Source organism: Mesorhizobium opportunistum WSM2075 (assembly GCF_000176035.2).
Classification (GTDB): domain Bacteria; phylum Pseudomonadota; class Alphaproteobacteria; order Rhizobiales; family Rhizobiaceae; genus Mesorhizobium; species Mesorhizobium opportunistum.
Map to the genome: position 1 here is coordinate 6529290 of NC_015675.1, position 16913 is coordinate 6546202.

Sequence of the window (16913 nt, forward strand, 5' to 3'; positions counted from 1 at the left end):
TCGGTGGAAAGTTGTCCTTCGCAGGGTCGGGCGGCTTGGCCACCGCTGGTCCTGTTCAAGGCGCTTTTACTGCAGTCGCTGTACGGACTTTCGGACCGTGAGTTGGAAGAGGCGCTTGGCGACCGGCTGTCGTTCCGGCGCTTTGTCGGGCTCGGGCTGGAGGAGAGCATTCCCGATCACACGGTGCTTTCGCGCTTTCGCAATCTGCTTGTCGGCGAAGGTCTGCTTGATAAGTTGTTTGGTGAACTGGACCGGCAGTTGGAGAAGGCCGGCGTTATCCTGAAGCGTGGCACGATGCTGGATGCCACGCTGATCAATGCGGTCTCATTGCCGCCGACGGACGAGCGGACCTCAAAGGAAGCGGACGCCCGTGGCACCGTGCGGCAGGGCAAGGGCGGCTTCACCTTCGGCTACAAGGCTCATGTCGGGGTGGATGAGGGCTCTGGCCTGATCCGCACGGTGATCACCACACTAGCCAACGTCAACGACACGGTGATGGCCGATGCCTTGATCTGCGGAGACGAGAAGACGGTGTGGGCGGACGCCGCTTACGACACCCCTGCTCGCCGCGCCCGGCTCAAGGCCGAGGGCAAGAAGGTGCGCATTGCGCGCCGCCCCAACAAGCATCATCCGCAGTTGCCGCCGCTGCTCAAGCACTACAATCGCCTGATCGCAAGACGCCGCGCGACGGTCGAGACTACCTTTGCCACGCTCAAAAACCGCATGAAGCTGACCGCGATCCGTTATGTCGGGCTGGCCAAGGCGACCGCCCAGCTGACGATGGCGGCGACCGCATTCAACATGCGCGGATGGGCCGCCATCACGGGATAGGTGCGCCTACAATCCGGCCGTAAGAGGCCGCACCGCCGCCAAAACCCCACCAAGGCGCTAGAGCTCAAGATTACGAGCGAAATCCCTGCAATCCGATCCCTTCAAACATCCCTCCGCTACTGCGCAACAGGCCCATAATGGGAGGGCCACAAAGGCCGAGCCCGGAGAGAAGCGCGATACTGCGAAGACATCAATGACCATTGGTGCGGATGGTCAGAAGGTGTTTGACCTCACCACGCCAAATAGAGCAGACAACCCATATAAACATCTAGTGTTGGTGTTCGACAAGGTCGCAGAGCTCGACAGAGCCCGGTAGGGAGAGTTCTCTCAGCGCACCTCGCCGAGGTGCGGCGCGTCGTCGCCGTATTTGCGTAGCTTGACAAAGCCCGAACTATCTACTGCAACTCTCGCGCCCGCCCAGCGCCGTTCCGAGTTTCCCAGATCGAGTCAAAGTTGCGTAACATCACTTCCGCAACGCTAAAGGTTTGCTTCCCTTGCCGGGAAGTTAGGCGAGCGTCGATGTCCGGATAGATAAAGAAGGGAAGGGAAATTCGTTCGGCCGGACCGGTGTGCACGACCTGATGGGGCGTGCTCTTAAAGCGGTCTTCGCTCAAGGCCTGAAGCATGTCGCCCAGATTGACAACGAGACTGTCGGGCAAGCTCGGTGCCGGCACCCAGCGCCCCCCGAACCAGACCTGCAAGGAGCGCGTCGGGAGTTCTTCCTGCAGCAGCAGCGTGAAGAACCCATTGTCGGTATGCTTTCCGGCTGTGCCACCAGTAGACGGATACCGGATCACGCGCTGCAGGACGGTCGGCGGGCTGAAATGGCGTCGGAACCAGCCCTCTTCCATTTCGAGCAGGTCGGCCAGCGCGCTTCCGAGCTTCGGCACAACCTCATTGACCACGGTAGCCTGCAAAGCAAGCAGGCTTCGGGCAAAACCAGGAGCCAACGCGTCATCCGGAAGGTGTGTGCGTCCGGCAAACAGGCGCCGGTCACCTTCGTTCTCTATCCCGAGGTCGAACATTTCCTTCGGATCGGGACCAGCCTCGGGATGTAGCACCTCGCCGTGCAAGGGACTGTATCCACGGGCGGTAGTGGGGTACACGTCTTGGGCGGCGTGGCCGAAACGTTCCTTTGTCGATTGTGGCAACGCGAAGAACCGCCGGGAAGCCTGGATGGCTTCTGTAATCTGTTCTTTCGGGATGCCGTGCTCAAGGTAGAAGAACCCGTACTCCTCGCATGCCAGGCGCAGGCGCTCGCGCTCTTCGTGTCGCGTTGCATCGGCTGTCAATTTTGTCAGTGAGATTTGCGGTAGCGTGATCATAGCTGCTTCTCCGTTCGCGCATTGGCTTTATGGGTCACTTGGAAAACCCAGTAGTGGGCGCCCTCCTCCGCGAGGTATCTGCCGTTGCTTAAACACTGTGCCGTCACAAGCAGGTCCTCATCCTGCAGACGCCGCACCTCATCTTCAAAGGATGTGGCCTCCGCCATAGCTTTTCATGTCCACCAGAGAACAAGATCCGCCCGTGCGAACCCGAAAAAGCTGTTCAGCACTAGGCGAGGCTTTCCGTTGCCTGATTGACCGGTGACCCCGTGAACGAAGCCGCCGTCGATCAGGGCGATGTCCCCGGCCTTAAGCTGGAACTCGCGACAAGGAACGGTTTTTAGATAAGCTGCCGAATAGGGATAACCCGTGGCCTCTACACCCTGCAACTTTCGGTCCGCGACGGTCGGCTTATGGCTCCAGAGCCGCAGATTGCCACCTTCCTCGGGCATGCTGGGATAAAAGTTGAGTGCTGCGACAGTGTTGTGCGCCACCGATGAGAGCTCATAACCGCTCCCAGCACATAGGACTTGAGCGACATCGTCGTGGGGGTCCAATGAAAATGTGCCGCTCCCAGACCAGCTGATAGCACGACAAACATTGGCCTGACCGTGTTCTGAACGGGCCAGTCGCAATTCAATGCCCTGATTGTGAAGCTCGCGCTTCAATGCGCTGAATATTGCTCGGACCGGGTCAACCAAATTCTTAAACAGGGCCTCGACGTACGGTCGTGCATTTTCGGCCTCGGCGAAATAGGTGGCTGCATCCTTCCTGTAGTGGGATGCGCCGACATAGTCTCCTGGCACTCCATCTTTTCGCTGCTTGAGACCGGTACTGACACTGAAGTTTGCGCTGATCTCCTCGGCTACTTCAGTACTGAAAGCCTGCTTAACGTGCAGAGCGGTCGTCTCGCCTTTCAGGACTGAGATGATGTCCGCAGTGCTGATCGAGCCGATCCGCTTTATGATGGAAACAGGCGAGATGGCCGGCGCTTGAGGGGCCTTACTACGCATTGTCTTGCTCCTTTAGTGCGTGATCAAGAATGGCAATGCCGTTATCGAGTTCGACATTGGTGATGGTTATCGGCGGGAGAATTTTGATAACGTCGCGAACTGGCCCTGAAGATTCGATAAGCAGACCGTTTTCGAACGCGACATCGTGCACGCGGCCAACAACGGCCGGTGAACGGCACTTGAGGCCAGCCATCAGGCCGCGGCCGCGTTTTTGTTCAATGTATCTGGGAAATTTCGCGACGAGGCCGTCAAGGTGCCCCTGCAGTTTGGCCGCTGTCTGCTCCACGCCTGCAGTAAACCGGCTGTCCGACCACATTTTGGACATGGCCCCTGCCGTCACGAAGGCGAAATTATTGCCTCTGAAGGTCCCGCTATGTTCTCCGGGCTTCCATATGTCTATATCGGGGCGAATAAGGACAATTGAGAACGGACTACCTGAACCGCTCAGTGACTTGGAAAGGCACACGATATCGGGTTCAATTTTCGCGAACTCGAAGGAAAAGAAATCGCCTGTTCGGCCCGCACCCGCCTGGATATCGTCGACGATAAAAACAATGCCGTGCTTGCGGCAAATGCGCTGAATTTCTATGAGCCAAGCCGCGGATGCGGCGTTCATGCCCCCTTCTGCCTGGATGGTCTCCAGAATGATTGCGGCCGGCTTTTCTATGCCGCTCCCTGGGTCGCTCAAAACGCAATCAATGTAATTGGCGGAATCGAACGCTTGGCTCGGATAGCCGTCATAAGGGATACGAATCACATCGTGGCGCGCAACGCCTCCCAGTTCTCTGGTAGACGCCGACCCGGACACCGCCAGCGAGCCGAGGGACATACCGTGGAAAGCATTGGTGAATGCCATGACGCTCGAGCGGCCGGTATACTTTCGCGCAAGGGCCAGCGCCGCTTCGTTGGCGTTCGTGCCGGTTGGCCCCGGAAACTGTATCTTGTAGCAAAGGCCCCTTGGCTTCAGGATCGAATCGACAAAGGCTTCAATGAAGTCACGCTTTGCCACCGTATGCATATCAAGCGACAGGACAATGTTCTCACCGACAAGATATTCAATTGCTGGTCCCATAATATTCGGGTTGTTGTGTCCGTAGTTGAGTGCGCCGGAACCCACAAGGAAATCGATGTGAGGCTTGCCGGTCTCGTCCCAGATCGTCGCCCCCAGGGCCTTCGTAAAGACTGCGGGAAAGGCCCGACAATATCGGCGAACATTGGATTCATGAGCCGTGAAAGCGTTGATGTTCATCTTTAGGTCCTCTGCACGGAGATCATTCACGGGGAGAGTGATAAAACTTTCTGATCGTGGTAAATGTTCTTCACATTGACACCAGAATCGTCGGATCGACTTTTTTTGGGCCGGTACTTCGCCGGAATGCTAATTGGTGTGGCTCTCTCTCTTCAAAATACCCCCATTATTGCGTTGTTCCAGAGCTGGTACCTAGGGGAAATGCGGTGGACAACATATAGATTTTCCAGGCAAGCACCGATACTACGGCATCGAGTAGTTGACGGATCAGCCCCATCGCCCCTGCGAGAATTCGGCCGACCAAAACCATAGGAGTCGTCCGACTGACGTTGCCCCCAGTTTCTATCCAGTTTTGAGTTCGTTTCCGGCGTGGGTTGTGCCCTGCTGGGCGGGTGAAGCGACGGGCGCTGGCGCGGAGCCTTTGGCATAGCGCAGCGCGAGCGACCGTCGCGGGTTGAAGTGCTGGCGAACTCGGCCGCTGTCTGCCAAGCGATTTGGGAGTGCGGCCGCGCGGTGTTGTAGTCGGCGTGCCATAGGGCGATGGCTACGCGTGCCTGAGCCAGCGAGGTAAACAGTGTCTCGTTGAGCAGTTCATCGCGCAATCGGCCGTTGAAGCTCTCGAGGCGCACCAAGAGGGCGAGATCACTGTCAATGGGATCCGGTTGCATAACAAAATGCGCGACCTGACTGAGGTTCGTACGAACGTCGGCATGGTGTTCCAGCACTTCAATCTCTTCCCGCATATGACGGTGCTGATGATCTGCATGGCAGCGCCTGTGTGGATTAAGAGTATGTCCGAGGCCGAGGCAAAGAAGATCGCGCTAAAATTCCTCGAGCGCGTACGCATACCCGAGCAGGCGAACAAATTCCCTGGTCAACTCTCCGGAGGACAACAGCAGCGCGTCGCAATTGCCCGCTCGCTCTGCATGGAGCCTGCGGTCATGCTTTTCGACGAGCCGACCTCGTCTCTCGATCCGGAGATGGTCGCTGAGGTGCTCGAGACCATGACCAGTCTCGCGCGCGAGGGCATGGCGATGGTCTGCGTCACCCACGAGATGGGTTTCGCGCGCTCCGTCGCCGATCGCGTCATCTTCATGGATGCAGGCCGGATCGTCGAGGAAGGCAAGCCGCACGACTTCTTCACCAAGCCTCAGCACGAAAGAACAAAACTCTTCCTCCATCAGATTTTGTCGCACTGAGGTGCGGGTATGCTCGCAACGGCGAACCGGTGATGCTGTTCGCTATTGTCAGCCAGCACTGCCGGTCGAGCGTGGCGCAACAGCTCCTTGTCGACCTCCGCCACCTCGGGATGGGCCAATACACTTCCGCACGCAACGAACCTGCATAGCCGACCAGGCGACGAACGATGGCACCGTTCTTCTGCTCGACCGATGCCTGATCATTCTTCCGATAAGCACGGGAACGCGTCACTTCCAATCCTTGACTTCTGCACCAGGAGACCACGAGTTCATTCATGCGGCGCTTCATTGTCAAAAGTCCACGCCTTGAAGCGGAAAGGGGAACAACGACCTAGCCCGGATGGCAGCAATGACAAGACGACTTTCTCGTCTGCACCGTGGAGTGGGCCCCATTTTCACCGGAGACGCGGCGGTTGGGTTTAGGCACTGAGGCGCAAGAACTCGCGAGGTGAGCGGAACTTGAGGCCGGAGTGCGGGTGGACCTCACCATAATCGTCGAAGCAAGGCCAGGATGGTGTCGGCGTCTGAGAGGATGACGATCGAGGCATAGTCCGTTTTCAGGTTTTGACGAAGGGTAACCGGCCGGTTACTTTTGTTCGACATAGGAGGCACTGCCTACCCCGCCCGACTATGTCGAGTAGCTCTGACCGTAATAGTAAATTTCTGAGCCGCATTTGGCCAAGTTCGACCAGGCCAATATGTGCGCAGTCATTTTGAAGCTTCCGAATCAGATGAGTTTACAAGGGTTGGATAGTTCTTCGGCAACTTCTCCATGGGATATGCGCGTTGCGCTTCGCTCCTGCGCTCTTCCCAGAGGAAGCCATATGGCTCATTGCGCATGGCGGGAACCCAAATGGACTCCATGTCTCTCACGCTGACGAGCCTCGCGTAGGTTCCACCCAGCGCGAACTCACGTGTGACCTCCTTCAATTCATGAACGTCACGGGCGACATTGCGCGAAAGAAATCTGTATTCCGGCCTTCCCACGACATCGCGGACATAGATTGATGATGAGCCGTTAAACGGCCCCGTCCCGAAGTCTAAGACACCCTCGATATCGATCGTTTTCATATAAGGCACGTGAGCCAACAGTTCGCAGCGGTGCACATGCGTGGCATCTGACGTACCGAGGCCCATGACAAGGCCTCCGAGCCGGCTGATCAACCCAAATATCGAGTCATCACCGAACGGACTGCATCTCCACCATTCCGTCTGGCACAATTCGTGCGCTCTCGGGCCGGTCACGACCATTGAATAAGCGGGATGTTTGGTGCGCCCAGCGGGAAGCTCTCGCATCACAAGGTCGGCCAACACTCCTGTTTCAGACTTTGTCTTCGTCCAATGAAAATACCGCGTAGCGCAGTAGCTTAATGTGAACGCTGGAAGAATAACCGTGGACGACGCGGAGACGCGCTCTATCCCTTCAAGAAGAATGGATGCTATCTCATTCGCAGTTACATTCCTCAATGCCACAAGCGACGAATGCAGCACAATCGTGCTGGGTGTCAGTGACTCAATGTATCCGATAATCCGCGCGAGCTCGTCCCTAAATTCGGCAGCCTGTCCGCTCTTGCCTCTGGCGCCCGCTTGAGATCCGCTGCGATCGACTGGTTGGATTCGCCTTGCCCACTCCTCAAGCGACAAGTCTTGCTCTCGATAGACGTCGTCGCAGAACATAAGGCCGGTTTCGGCCAACTTGACCTGTATCTCGAGGAAGTTCAGCGAATCAATGTTGCACTCCCGAGCTATCGAGCTGGGTAATACCCATTTTCGCGTGACGGCGTGTACCGCTCTCAGCAAGTGGTCCAACGGTGACGCCGTTGCATGTTCTGTTTGGGGTGCAGCACAACTCACGTTCGCCCTGAGCGCCTCCTTGGCAGTTCTCTCAAGGGTGCGCTGGTCCAGTTTTCCATTGGCGGTAAAAGGAAGCTCGACAAGAGGCGTAACGAGCCTCGGAACACGATCATTCGGCAGTGCATCCGAGAGCCGCCGGCGAACATCATCCACGTCGACGCTCGTGGGCGTGACGATGCAGACCAACTCCTGCCCCATGTCGTCATCTCTATCCACTACGACAACCGCGGAATCTGCGCATAGGCCCGTCCGATCGATCGCGCTCGTAATTTCCCCTTTCTCCAGTCGGATCCCTCGAAACTTAATCTGATCATCCTTCCTTCCGACAAACCGCAATCCCTGCTCTTCCGACGCCAAGACATAGTCTCCAGTACGATACAGCACTTGTTCACCGTTGGACGTAATGAATGGCACGAAGCGCAGCTGCGATTGGGCATCGTCACCCACGTAGCCTTTGGACGTCTGCATGCCTCCCACCCAGAGCTCGCCCTCGACTTCAAACCCAACGCCGGATTTGGCGCTGTCAAGAACAAAGAAGTCAATGTTGCATGCGGGTTTGCCGATGTACATTGGCAGATCAGCATCACAACGTTGGCAATAGTGATAGCTAACGGCAACGCAACACTCAGTGGGGCCGTAGCTGTTTATTAGATTCGCCCGTGGAATGATAGAGTAGAATCTCTTCCTAAGTGAATCTGGCAAGGATTCACCGTTGCAGATCACATATCTGAGATCCGTTAACTGTTCTACTATGTAGGGAAGACGCTCAAGTGCTCCCAAGAAGCGACGCAGCAGTGTTGGAACGATCTGAACAACATTCGTTTTGCTTTGGATTAGGAATTCGATTGTCTGCATAATCTGTCCACGGAGTTCTGTAGCGGGCAAGACAATTGTCCCTCCGGTCGCAAATGGGACAAAGAACTCGGGGACCGAGAGATCGAACGTTGGCCGCGTAAGCTGCGATATGCGGATGCCCTCCGACAAATCGAGCATATCGATATACCAGTCGACCAGATTCAGAAGAGCCGTCTGGGAAACTGGTACCCCTTTCGGGGTTCCCGTGGTCCCGGAGGTATGCATGATGTATGAGATGTCCGAGAACGCCGAGTTGCTGACACCGCGTGTCAGAAGGTGCTCAACGTGGATGGAACCGCTTGCATCCTGACTAACGATTGCATTGGCGTTTGTGTTGCGGAGTATGGGGTCCAACCGCTGGTTGGATTCAGATGGATCAACAGGCACGAACGCAACGCCCATCATTTGGGTAGCAAGAATGACCGTGACCAAATCAACTGATCGGGGGAGCTTGACAATCACCGCATCGCCAGGCTGGAGGCCGATGGCCTCGAAACGCCGCACAAGACTCGACGCGGACATCCCCAACTCCTGGTAACTTATCTCGCCATTCTCGCTCGTATGAACAGCGGTGTTCGACGCAAATTTTTCCAAAGTCGTGGCGATAACATTTCCGATTTTGTCGTGGCCAAAACGTACCGGCCGGCGCGGACCCGAGAGGGTCGGTATCAGAATCTGCATCGTATGGTCTCCCTCATGGTCTTCGTCTTCCGCCTGCGGTTTTCAGGAAGCAACTAGGACACATCGCACTCCGCACTTGCCTGAGCGCGGCCAATCTCATTTGTCTAGCTTCGCGTGACCCAGCGAGTTGTGCCCTTTGGTCGCTGACTGGACCTGAAACATAGCATGTTGAGCTTTTTCAGGAACTGTCAAAGCTGGTAGGGTGACGCTTCTCACGCTGCGGCGGCTTCGGGACCGTTCTGAACCGCCCCGGGTTGATCGGAGGCTCCAACTTCCTGAGAAAGTCGAGCCACGGCAAGCAAGACGACTAACAAGTTCTCTCCCGAGGTCCGGACCCGCGCGGTTCGGCTGGTTCTGGATCAGAGCATGCCTCGCGGTGGGCGGCGGTCTCGTCGATCGCCGCCAACATTGGCCGTACGGCGCAGACGCTGCATGACTGGGTGAAGGCCGAACGCGACAGTGGCTGACTCAAGGCTTTGGACCGCGAGCTTCGCCAGGCCAACGAGATCCTTCGCAAGGCTTCCGCGTGTTTTGCCCAGGCTGAGCTCGACCGCCGGTTCAGACCATGATCGCGTTCACGACGATCACCGCGAGGCGCATGGGATCGAGCCGATCTGCAATGTGCTGCCGATCACCCCGTCGACTACCACGACCATGTCGCCACGCGCATCGATCCCTCCCGGTGTCGGCTCGGACGAAGCGGGATGAGGCTTTGAACGATGAGGTCCGACGTGTGTTCGAGGCTAACTTCCGCGTCTACGGCGTTCGCAAGGTCTGGCGGCAGTTGCAACGCGAGGGCTTCGACGTCGCCCGCTGCACGGTTGCCCGCCTGATGAAGGCCATGGGCGTCGAAGGCATCATCCGCGGCAAGCCGATCCGCGCCACAGTGAGCGACAAGGCGGCGCCATGCCCTCTCGATCACGTCAACCGCCAGTTCCATGCCCAGGCGCCGAACATGCTGTGGGTCTCCGACTTCACCTACGGTGCGCCCCGTCCCGGCATCGAGAAAGGAGGATTTGAAGAATGCTCTGCTCTGCTGTGATGGGGCAAGAGCCCAAGCGGCGGTGACCTGGCGTCAACTGGCAGGGTCACGTAGCCCGCAGGTAAAGGGAATTGAGGCCGAGGGCTGAGGCGAAATGCTGATGAGGTCGCCGGAGACGTATGTCGGCGGCATCCGAATTTGGGCGTACATGTAGGTCGCCTGCAGGGAGCCATGGGGAGAACACAGCCAGACCATGGCAGCGGCATGGACTTGCGGGACGCAAGGACAAGGACTGCGACCGGCAACCTCCCCAGTCGTGGAATGTCCAGCGTATGAACGAGGAATCTAGGCGGAAGCCACAATTGCTTGAGCTAGAGCGGCGGACTTTAATGTGAGTCCATGTCATGCGGCAGTGAAGTAGTGATCGTGTCCCAGGGCGTAGATGTGGGGCAAGCGGCGAGGGTGTGGCATCTTTCGGCGCTGTTAGAAGCAACTCTTCAGAAGGAGGCGCCCCATGCCACAGTCTTTTGACGCAAGCCGGTCCCTTACCGCTCTCGAACAGGATAACACGATCGTCGCCGTCATCGAAATGAGCAAGGCGAAGTGGCTGATTGCCGCGCTTGTTCCGGGATTCAAGCGCCAGCCGCTAAAGATACCATTGCTGCCGACGCGCCATCATTGTTGAAGCTGATGCAGCGCTGGCGCGGCGAAGCCGGCCCAGGCCGGGCATACGATCAAGCGGATCGCCGTCGCCTAGGAGGCGGCCGGCGACGGCTTTTGGCTGGCGCGCTGGCTGCCGGGCGCGCGACATCGAGGCCTATGCCCCATCCACCCTGCCAGCGTTTCGGTGTCGCGTGAGCACCGGCGTGCCAAGACAGATAGGCTCGACACGGAGCTTTTGATGCGCGCCTTTCTCGGCCGGCTGCGTGGCGAGAAGCGCCATTGCAGTATGGCGGCGCTTCCGACGCTCGAAGAAGAGGACGCGCGGCGGCCGAACCGCGAGCGACAGACCTTGGTTGGTGAGCAGACGCGGCTCGTCAACCGCATCAAGGCGATTCTCGCCCGCTTCGGCATTCGCAGCTTCCGCTTGAGTCTGCGCAATGCGGCCGACAGGCTCATCGCCATCCGCATAGCGGAGGGAACGCCGCTGCCGGACAACACCCGCGCCGAGTTGCACCGCTTGCTTGAGCGGCTCGACCTCCTGCGTGCGCAGATCCGCACAATCGAGGGCGACCGCCTGCGTAGGCTCGCCGCGGCTCCGGCTGCACCAGAAGGCCCGCATGCGATGGTGCGCCTCATCGCACGAGTCATCGGCGTGGGTGTAGAGACGGCGGACATGCTGGTCCACAAGATCCTGTCGCGCCGATTGCGTGATCGCCGCGCGGTGGCGCGCTATGCCGGACTCACGGGTTCGCTCGACGAGAGCGGCAAACGCCGGCGCGAGAAGGGGCTTGCACGCGCCGGCAGTGCCCGCGTGCGGCATGGCGTGATCCAACTGGGCTGGCGCTTTCTCCTCTTCCAGAAGGACGGTGCGCTGGCCCGATGGTTCCAGGCGCGCACGGCGGACGGCCGCAAGGCCACGCGCAAGACAATGATCGTGGCGCTGGCGCGCAAGCTTCTGATTGCGCTGTGGCGCCTCGTCACCACGGGCGAGGCGCCACAGGGCGTCAGTTTGCGTGCGGCGTGGTGGGAACACGTGGGAAGAGGAGAGCAACGCACACCCAATTGGCTGGCCCGCAGACGGTCTGCCGATGATGATCCGAGGTGGCGGCAACCCGAAGCTACACATGGTCCTCAGACCGCGGACGTAGAATGGGCCCGCCGCCCCGGAGCTTCGCCTACCGATGCGCATTCTGCATCATGGTTCAGATCCCCTGAGACGGGATCGGCCTTTGTGGCCCTCCCATTATGGGACCAGAAGAATGGGGCGGAACAATCTAATCGGCGACCTGATCGCAACATGAGACCGCAACAGCAACCATGCGAACTCGCCCCATCCATCGTCCTGCGAAGGACTCTTTCCACCGGCGGCGGAATCTTATTGTCTCCTTTGGCTCTCGCTATCCTGGTTGCTAATTACGCAGCAACAGGCAAGCTCTCCCGTGTCCAGCAGAATTCGGTTCCGTCACTCCACATGCGATGCATGATCACCGCAAGCCGTCGGGCCAAAGCTACAACCGCCTTTTGCCTGCCGCGGTGTTTGGCGATATTCACCGCCCAGGCTTTTAGCCAAGATCATTTCTTGACATTAGCCAGCAGGACCTGCGCTGCTAAAGCAGGGATCGCATCATCGCGTCACCACAACAGGATACGGCGTCATGCCGAGCACCGAACCAACTGCCTTTGAATGTGCAAACCGCGCAGGTATATCGATGGTTGCCGTATAGGTCAGAGCGACAACGGGCCCGACGCCGGGGATCGTCGTTAACCGGCGGCAGACTTCATCCTCACGGACCAAATCCAAGACCTTCTTGTGCAGCTTGGTGAACTCTTGGCGCAGCAATTTGCGCCCAGTCAACAAAGGCTGCATGATGTCGCTCAGGCCTGTCTTCGACGAGACCATTGATCCGCTCCTCGAATTTAACCTTTCCAACCAATCCGACTTTCAGGCCGAAATTGCGCAACAATCCGCGAATGTCATTCTCGATGGCGATGGCTTTTCCCTGCAAGAGTTTGCGCGCTGTCAGCAATGCCCAGTGCTTCTGGCTCGTCAGGGTCTTCACATGCACAGGCCGATAGAGATTGACGCGCATCATCTGGGCTATCCCACGGGCATCGTTACGGTCGGTCTTATTCGGTTGAGCTTTCAAATGCCTTGGCATGCCTGGTCTCAATGCAGATCACGGGCAGTCCTGCCTTGGCAAGTCCCTCGTAAAGCCATTGCGACAGTGGTCCGGCTTCAAGACCGATCCGCTCAATCTGCCACTTCGGGTCCTTTATCACCGAGATCAAATCATCGGGGTGAGTAGTAACCTTTGTTTCGCGGCAAATTTTTCCTGTTTCATCAATGATGGCCGCTACCAATCCGGAGAAGTCGATTAATGACGGCCATATATCCCGACGTGGCGATCGCCATTTGCGGGGGCTTCTCTACGAAGCGGCGGCGGTCATTCTGACGCGCAGCTCAACCGACAGCACTCTGCGCACGTGGGGTCTGCAGCTCCGGGAGAGGATCGGCTTCAAACGAGCCGCCGTTGCCGTAGCCCGCAAACTGGCGGTTATAAGCATACGTTGCTTAAGACCGGCGAGATCTTTAATCCGAATGCTGGAGCAGCCGCATAAATCCGGATAGCGTTCAAACGCTTAAGGTGTCCCTGCCGGGACGTGAGCCGAGCCATTCCGCTGATGGGTTGCACCGCTGACTCAGCAAAGTGCGTCGTCCACATTGAAGGCTCGACCCGCGAAGCTCCATCATGCGGCGGCTAATGTCGACCGCGAAGACAACCCTGCACCCGGCACACGCGTGTTAAGACGTGCAGATACTTGTCATCAACATTGCGATTAGATGGGATATTTGGCTTTGCAGGCTTACCATTGACCCTTGTGGATTGTGGTGCTGCGCTTCTGGCTGATGGGAACGAGGTCATGTCTTTCAACAGCCTCGACCGCAGGAAACGGAGAAGCGCAGCATGAAACACTATTGTGCACTGGATGTATCGGTGAAAGAGACCGCGGTTTGCATGTCGTCAGGCCGATCCACGCGCCAACCGATCGGGATTTCCTGAAGTTGTCCGGCTCCTCAATGGCTGTGGTAAAGGAGGTTGCGGTGATCGCACCGATGCCGGGAATCGACATGAGGATGCGGCAAGCCTGACTCTGGCGCGCGTCCCGGACCAACTGCCGTCCGAGTTCGGCGGCGCGGATGCGAATGCCACGCCAGGCTTCCAGCATCGGAAGCACGATCGATGCAAGTCCGTCCTGATCGGCAAGAAGGCTCCGGACGTTCTTCTCGATGGTGCTTCCCTTTCCGGCGGGAACGAGCAGACCAAAGGTTTTCATGACACCGCGGATCTGGTTGGAAAGCTTGGTAGTGATTCGGACCAACCGGGTGCGCGCTGCGACAAGCGTGCGAGTCAGCATGCTGTCGAATCCCTTCACGCGGACCTCACGAAAGAACCCGACTTCCGCGAGCTGCGCCAGACCATCGGCGTCGTTAGCGTCCGTCTTGTTCGCCGCCATATCGAGCGCCGCCTTAGCATGGCGCGCATCGATGCAGATCGCCGGCAACCCCTCGGTGCGCAGTGAATGATAGAACCATACCGACAGCGGTCCGGTCTCGAACACCACGCGTTTCACGGCTGGCGCCCGCTTGCGGATGAGCTCGGCGATGATGCTGGGATCAGATGCGCACTTGCCGCGCCAGATCCGTTGACCTGCTCGGCGGATCGAGACTGCCGTCTCTTTCATCGACACATCGAGACCGATATATTCTTCCATGGCTGTTCTCCATTCGATGCTTGGGCCCGGCGTCCAGTCGTGAGCCCGTATCTCCATCCTATCGGGGAACAGCCGCTCTCCAAGACTATTGATTGGTTTCAGGGCGACTCGCTTCCGCGATTACATGGCGTGATCGCGGAGCATCGAGCACTCAGCTAAACTGCTGACGTTTGATCTCGCCATGTGGAGAAATGGAATGACGAAGCACTTTGTTGGTCTGGATGTTCCCTCGACCTGACGTCGGTATGCGTTCTTGACGAAGCCGGCGCCGTGGTGTGGCTGGCAAGGTTGCCTCAACACCGGAAGCTTTGACTGAAGCCATTCGCAAACATGCACCATCAGTTGTAAAGATTGGCCTGGAAACAGGACCGTTGTGCACATGGCATTGGCACGCACTCCGGGAAAACGGCCTTCCTGTCGTCTGCCTTGATGCCAGGCATGCGAAGGCGGCATTGTCGGTTCAGCTGAACAAGACGGATGACAATGATGCCTACGGCTTAGCCCAGCTTATTCGGAGCGGCTGGTATAAGAAAGTGCGGTCAAGAGCCTCGACAGCCATCGTGTGCGGACCTTGCTTTCCTCCCGTGCCCAGCTGGTCAACATGCGCCGCGATCTCGGAACAAAGATACGTGGGCTTTTGAAGACATTTGGCAGGATTGTCGGGAAGGTCAGCGGAAGGAAATATGAGGAATCCGTTCGCGAGCTCTGCGCGGGAGAGCTTGGGCTGGAAGGGGCTGTCTCAGCGTTGCTGGCTGTCCGCGCACGCATTGAGCAAGAAATCAGAACGTTGGAAGAGCACATTCTCGGGTTCGCCAAACACAGCGATCCGTGCCGCCGGTCGCCACGACCCACCGCTATGCCGCAGCGGATGTCGAGAGGCGGAGTATTTGCGGCTCAGTACGCGAGGGCCGGAGCGGTAGCAGCTTCGGGCCTTCTTTGGACGGCCGTTTGGGCTTCAAGGCAAATTTTGGGACACCCACGTCTCCAGGAACTCGCGCTGTCCTTACAACGAGAATCATCGGCAAGGAATTATGGACCATTCGGTTGCGCGAAATCTTGGCCAAGCTGTTCCTATACCCAAAGGCCGATCGAGGCAGCTATCGCGCTGCGCGACAATCACCAGATCGTGCGGTCATTCCACCGTCCTACACGTTAAGATCCTATGAGGAGGTGGATAGCGGCCAGCGCTCTGCAGAGTGAGGTTGCTGAATTTCACTCTCTGGAGGCGACCATGCAAGATGCAGCAGAATGACCCGAAACACCGACCCCTATCCGCACCGATCTTGGGGCGCGATTTTCGTTTCGTTGGAACTCAGTCGATCGATCTGGCTGATCACTTCGCCGTCGCCAGGCGGTGGAGAGAAAATGTCGAAGCATACCGTCTCTGGCGCAGATGTTGCAGCGCTCCTCGCGCGCTTTAGCCAACTCCAGGAGAAGGCGCGGGTGCGAACAGGGCGGCACTTTTCGATCATATTCATTCAGGAGGCCGGATTGGACGGCTTCTGGATTCATCGGGTCCTGGAGAAGGAAGGCTTCGAAAGCCACATCGTCGATCCCGCTTCGATCGCAACCTCACGCCGACGCCGGCGGGCGAAGACCGACAAGATCGATGGCGAGGCGCTGGTTCGCGCGTTATTGGCGTACAAGCGAGGCGAGCCTCGGGTGTGTGCGATGGTCAGGGTGCCCACCCCTGAGGAGGAGGACCGCCGCCGCCTCTGCCGCGAGCTCAAGACGCTCATCAACGAGCGCATACGGCACGTCAATTCGTCTCAAGGGACTGTTGTTCGCACAAGGGATCGTCGACTACGAGCCACGGCGCCATGATCGGCACCAGCGGCTAGAGGAACTGCGAACCGGCGATGGGCGACCGTTGCCAACGCATTTGAAAGCAGTGGCTTGCCGTGAACTGGACCTCCTGGAACTGCTGAATAAGCAGATCGATGTGGTGAAGGCGGAGCGGAATGCCCTGCTTGCCGCAGAGCGCGCCGCCGCGTCGGCGCGGGTGGCCATGTTGCTGGAGCTAAAAGGGGTCGGCCCTGGCTTCGCCGGGGCCCTGTGGTCGGAAGGACTCTTCCGTCACTTCGACAATCGGCGCCAGATTGCCGCTTATGCGGGCTTGGCCCCCACACCGTGGCAGAGTGGATCAATCGCTCACGAACAGGGCGTGTCGAAAGCCGGCAATCCGAGGCTACGAGCCACGCTCGTGGAACTGGCATGGCTGTGGCCGCGGCACCAGCCGGCCTCGGAACTCAGTCGGTGGTTCTATGAACGGGTGAGCCGGAATGGCGGTCGTCTCAAGAAGCCGATGATCGTCGCGTTAGCGCGAAAATTATTGGTCGCGCTCTGGAAATATGTGACCGCCGGTGTGCTGATCGAAGGCGCCGCGACGAACAGCGTATGACGATAGCTTTTGCGAAACTAAGCAACCTACCAGGACCTGATCATTCCTGCGGATCCGGGTGGACGAACCGGCGTAGGGTATGGCCC

Annotated in this window: 5 protein-coding genes, 9 pseudogenes and 1 other annotated feature; of the genes and pseudogenes, 7 read left to right on the top strand and 7 right to left on the bottom strand. The window is 58.2% G+C overall.

All coding sequences use genetic code 11. From position 1 onward, the window contains the following. Positions 1-24: 24 nt before the first annotated feature. Positions 25-831 (top strand): annotated as a pseudogene (locus MESOP_RS31335) (IS5 family transposase); the annotation flags it as partial. Between the two features lie 395 nt (positions 832-1226). Here the strand turns inward: MESOP_RS31335 and MESOP_RS31340 are convergent. The 4 genes and pseudogenes from MESOP_RS31340 to MESOP_RS36455 form a co-directional block, all read right to left on the bottom strand. Then, the gene (locus tag MESOP_RS31340; protein WP_013533468.1) at positions 1227-2156 is read right to left on the bottom strand and encodes a 2-oxoglutarate and iron-dependent oxygenase domain-containing protein; all 930 of its coding nucleotides are present in this window, start codon (positions 2154-2156) and stop codon (positions 1227-1229) included. A gap of 173 nt (positions 2157-2329) precedes the next feature. Further along, entirely contained in the window at positions 2330-3169 is an 840-nt protein-coding gene (locus MESOP_RS31345) for a 2OG-Fe(II)-dependent halogenase WelO5 family protein (protein ID WP_013533469.1), read from the bottom strand. Continuing rightward, positions 3162-4418, bottom strand: coding sequence for a diaminobutyrate--2-oxoglutarate transaminase (ectB, locus tag MESOP_RS31350; RefSeq protein ID WP_013533470.1), 1257 nt, complete (start codon positions 4416-4418; stop codon positions 3162-3164). The genes MESOP_RS31345 and ectB overlap by 8 nt, the downstream gene beginning before the upstream one ends. Positions 4419-4760: 342 nt before the next feature. After that, positions 4761-5041: pseudogene (locus MESOP_RS36455) on the bottom strand (integrase core domain-containing protein); the annotation flags it as partial. Here MESOP_RS36455 and MESOP_RS31355 point away from each other — a divergent pair. After that, a pseudogene (locus MESOP_RS31355) lies at positions 4976-5617 on the top strand (amino acid ABC transporter ATP-binding protein); the annotation flags it as partial. The pseudogenes MESOP_RS36455 and MESOP_RS31355 overlap by 66 nt on opposite strands. Positions 5618-6325: 708 nt before the next feature. Here MESOP_RS31355 and MESOP_RS31360 read toward each other — a convergent pair. Then, a complete protein-coding gene (locus tag MESOP_RS31360; RefSeq protein ID WP_013533471.1) occupies positions 6326-9007 on the bottom strand; it encodes an AMP-binding protein in 2682 nt (893 codons plus the stop codon). Between the two features lie 348 nt (positions 9008-9355). On the opposite strand from MESOP_RS31360, the pseudogene MESOP_RS34440 reads away from it, so the two are divergent. Together MESOP_RS34440 and MESOP_RS36905 are read left to right on the top strand one after the other, a co-directional pair. Continuing rightward, a pseudogene (locus tag MESOP_RS34440) lies at positions 9356-10007 on the top strand (IS3 family transposase); the annotation flags it as partial. Next, positions 9531-9646 (top strand) — a sequence feature (AL1L pseudoknot). It overlaps the preceding pseudogene by 116 nt. 496 nt (positions 10008-10503) lie before the next feature. After that, positions 10504-11673 (top strand): annotated as a pseudogene (locus MESOP_RS36905) (IS110 family RNA-guided transposase); the annotation flags it as partial. Between the two features lie 392 nt (positions 11674-12065). Here MESOP_RS36905 and MESOP_RS31375 read toward each other — a convergent pair. Then, positions 12066-13028: pseudogene (locus MESOP_RS31375) on the bottom strand (IS110 family RNA-guided transposase). On the opposite strand from MESOP_RS31375, the pseudogene MESOP_RS35425 reads away from it, so the two are divergent. After that, a pseudogene (locus MESOP_RS35425) lies at positions 13005-13271 on the top strand (transposase); the annotation flags it as partial. The pseudogenes MESOP_RS31375 and MESOP_RS35425 sit on opposite strands and share 24 nt — an antisense overlap. 384 nt (positions 13272-13655) lie before the next feature. Here the strand turns inward: MESOP_RS35425 and MESOP_RS31380 are convergent. Continuing rightward, positions 13656-14426 (bottom strand): annotated as a pseudogene (locus MESOP_RS31380) (IS110 family RNA-guided transposase); the annotation flags it as partial. 275 nt (positions 14427-14701) lie between these two features. Between MESOP_RS31380 and MESOP_RS36910 the strand changes: the two are divergent. Together MESOP_RS36910 and MESOP_RS31385 are read left to right on the top strand one after the other, a co-directional pair. Then, positions 14702-15067: a hypothetical protein gene (locus tag MESOP_RS36910; protein ID WP_420845286.1), complete on the top strand. Its 366-nt coding sequence runs from the start codon at positions 14702-14704 to the stop codon at positions 15065-15067. Between the two features lie 629 nt (positions 15068-15696). Further along, positions 15697-16827: pseudogene (locus tag MESOP_RS31385) on the top strand (IS110 family RNA-guided transposase). Positions 16828-16913 lie beyond the last annotated feature (86 nt).

Excerpts from the sequence above, each read along its gene's own strand:
- MESOP_RS31340 (WP_013533468.1), bottom strand. The coding sequence starts at position 2,156 with ATGATCACGCTACCGCAAATCTCACTGACAAAATTGACAGCCGATGCA.
- MESOP_RS31345 (WP_013533469.1), bottom strand. The coding sequence starts at position 3,169 with ATGCGTAGTAAGGCCCCTCAAGCGCCGGCCATCTCGCCTGTTTCCATC.
- ectB (WP_013533470.1), bottom strand. The coding sequence starts at position 4,418 with ATGAACATCAACGCTTTCACGGCTCATGAATCCAATGTTCGCCGATAT.
- MESOP_RS31360 (WP_013533471.1), bottom strand. The coding sequence starts at position 9,007 with ATGCAGATTCTGATACCGACCCTCTCGGGTCCGCGCCGGCCGGTACGT.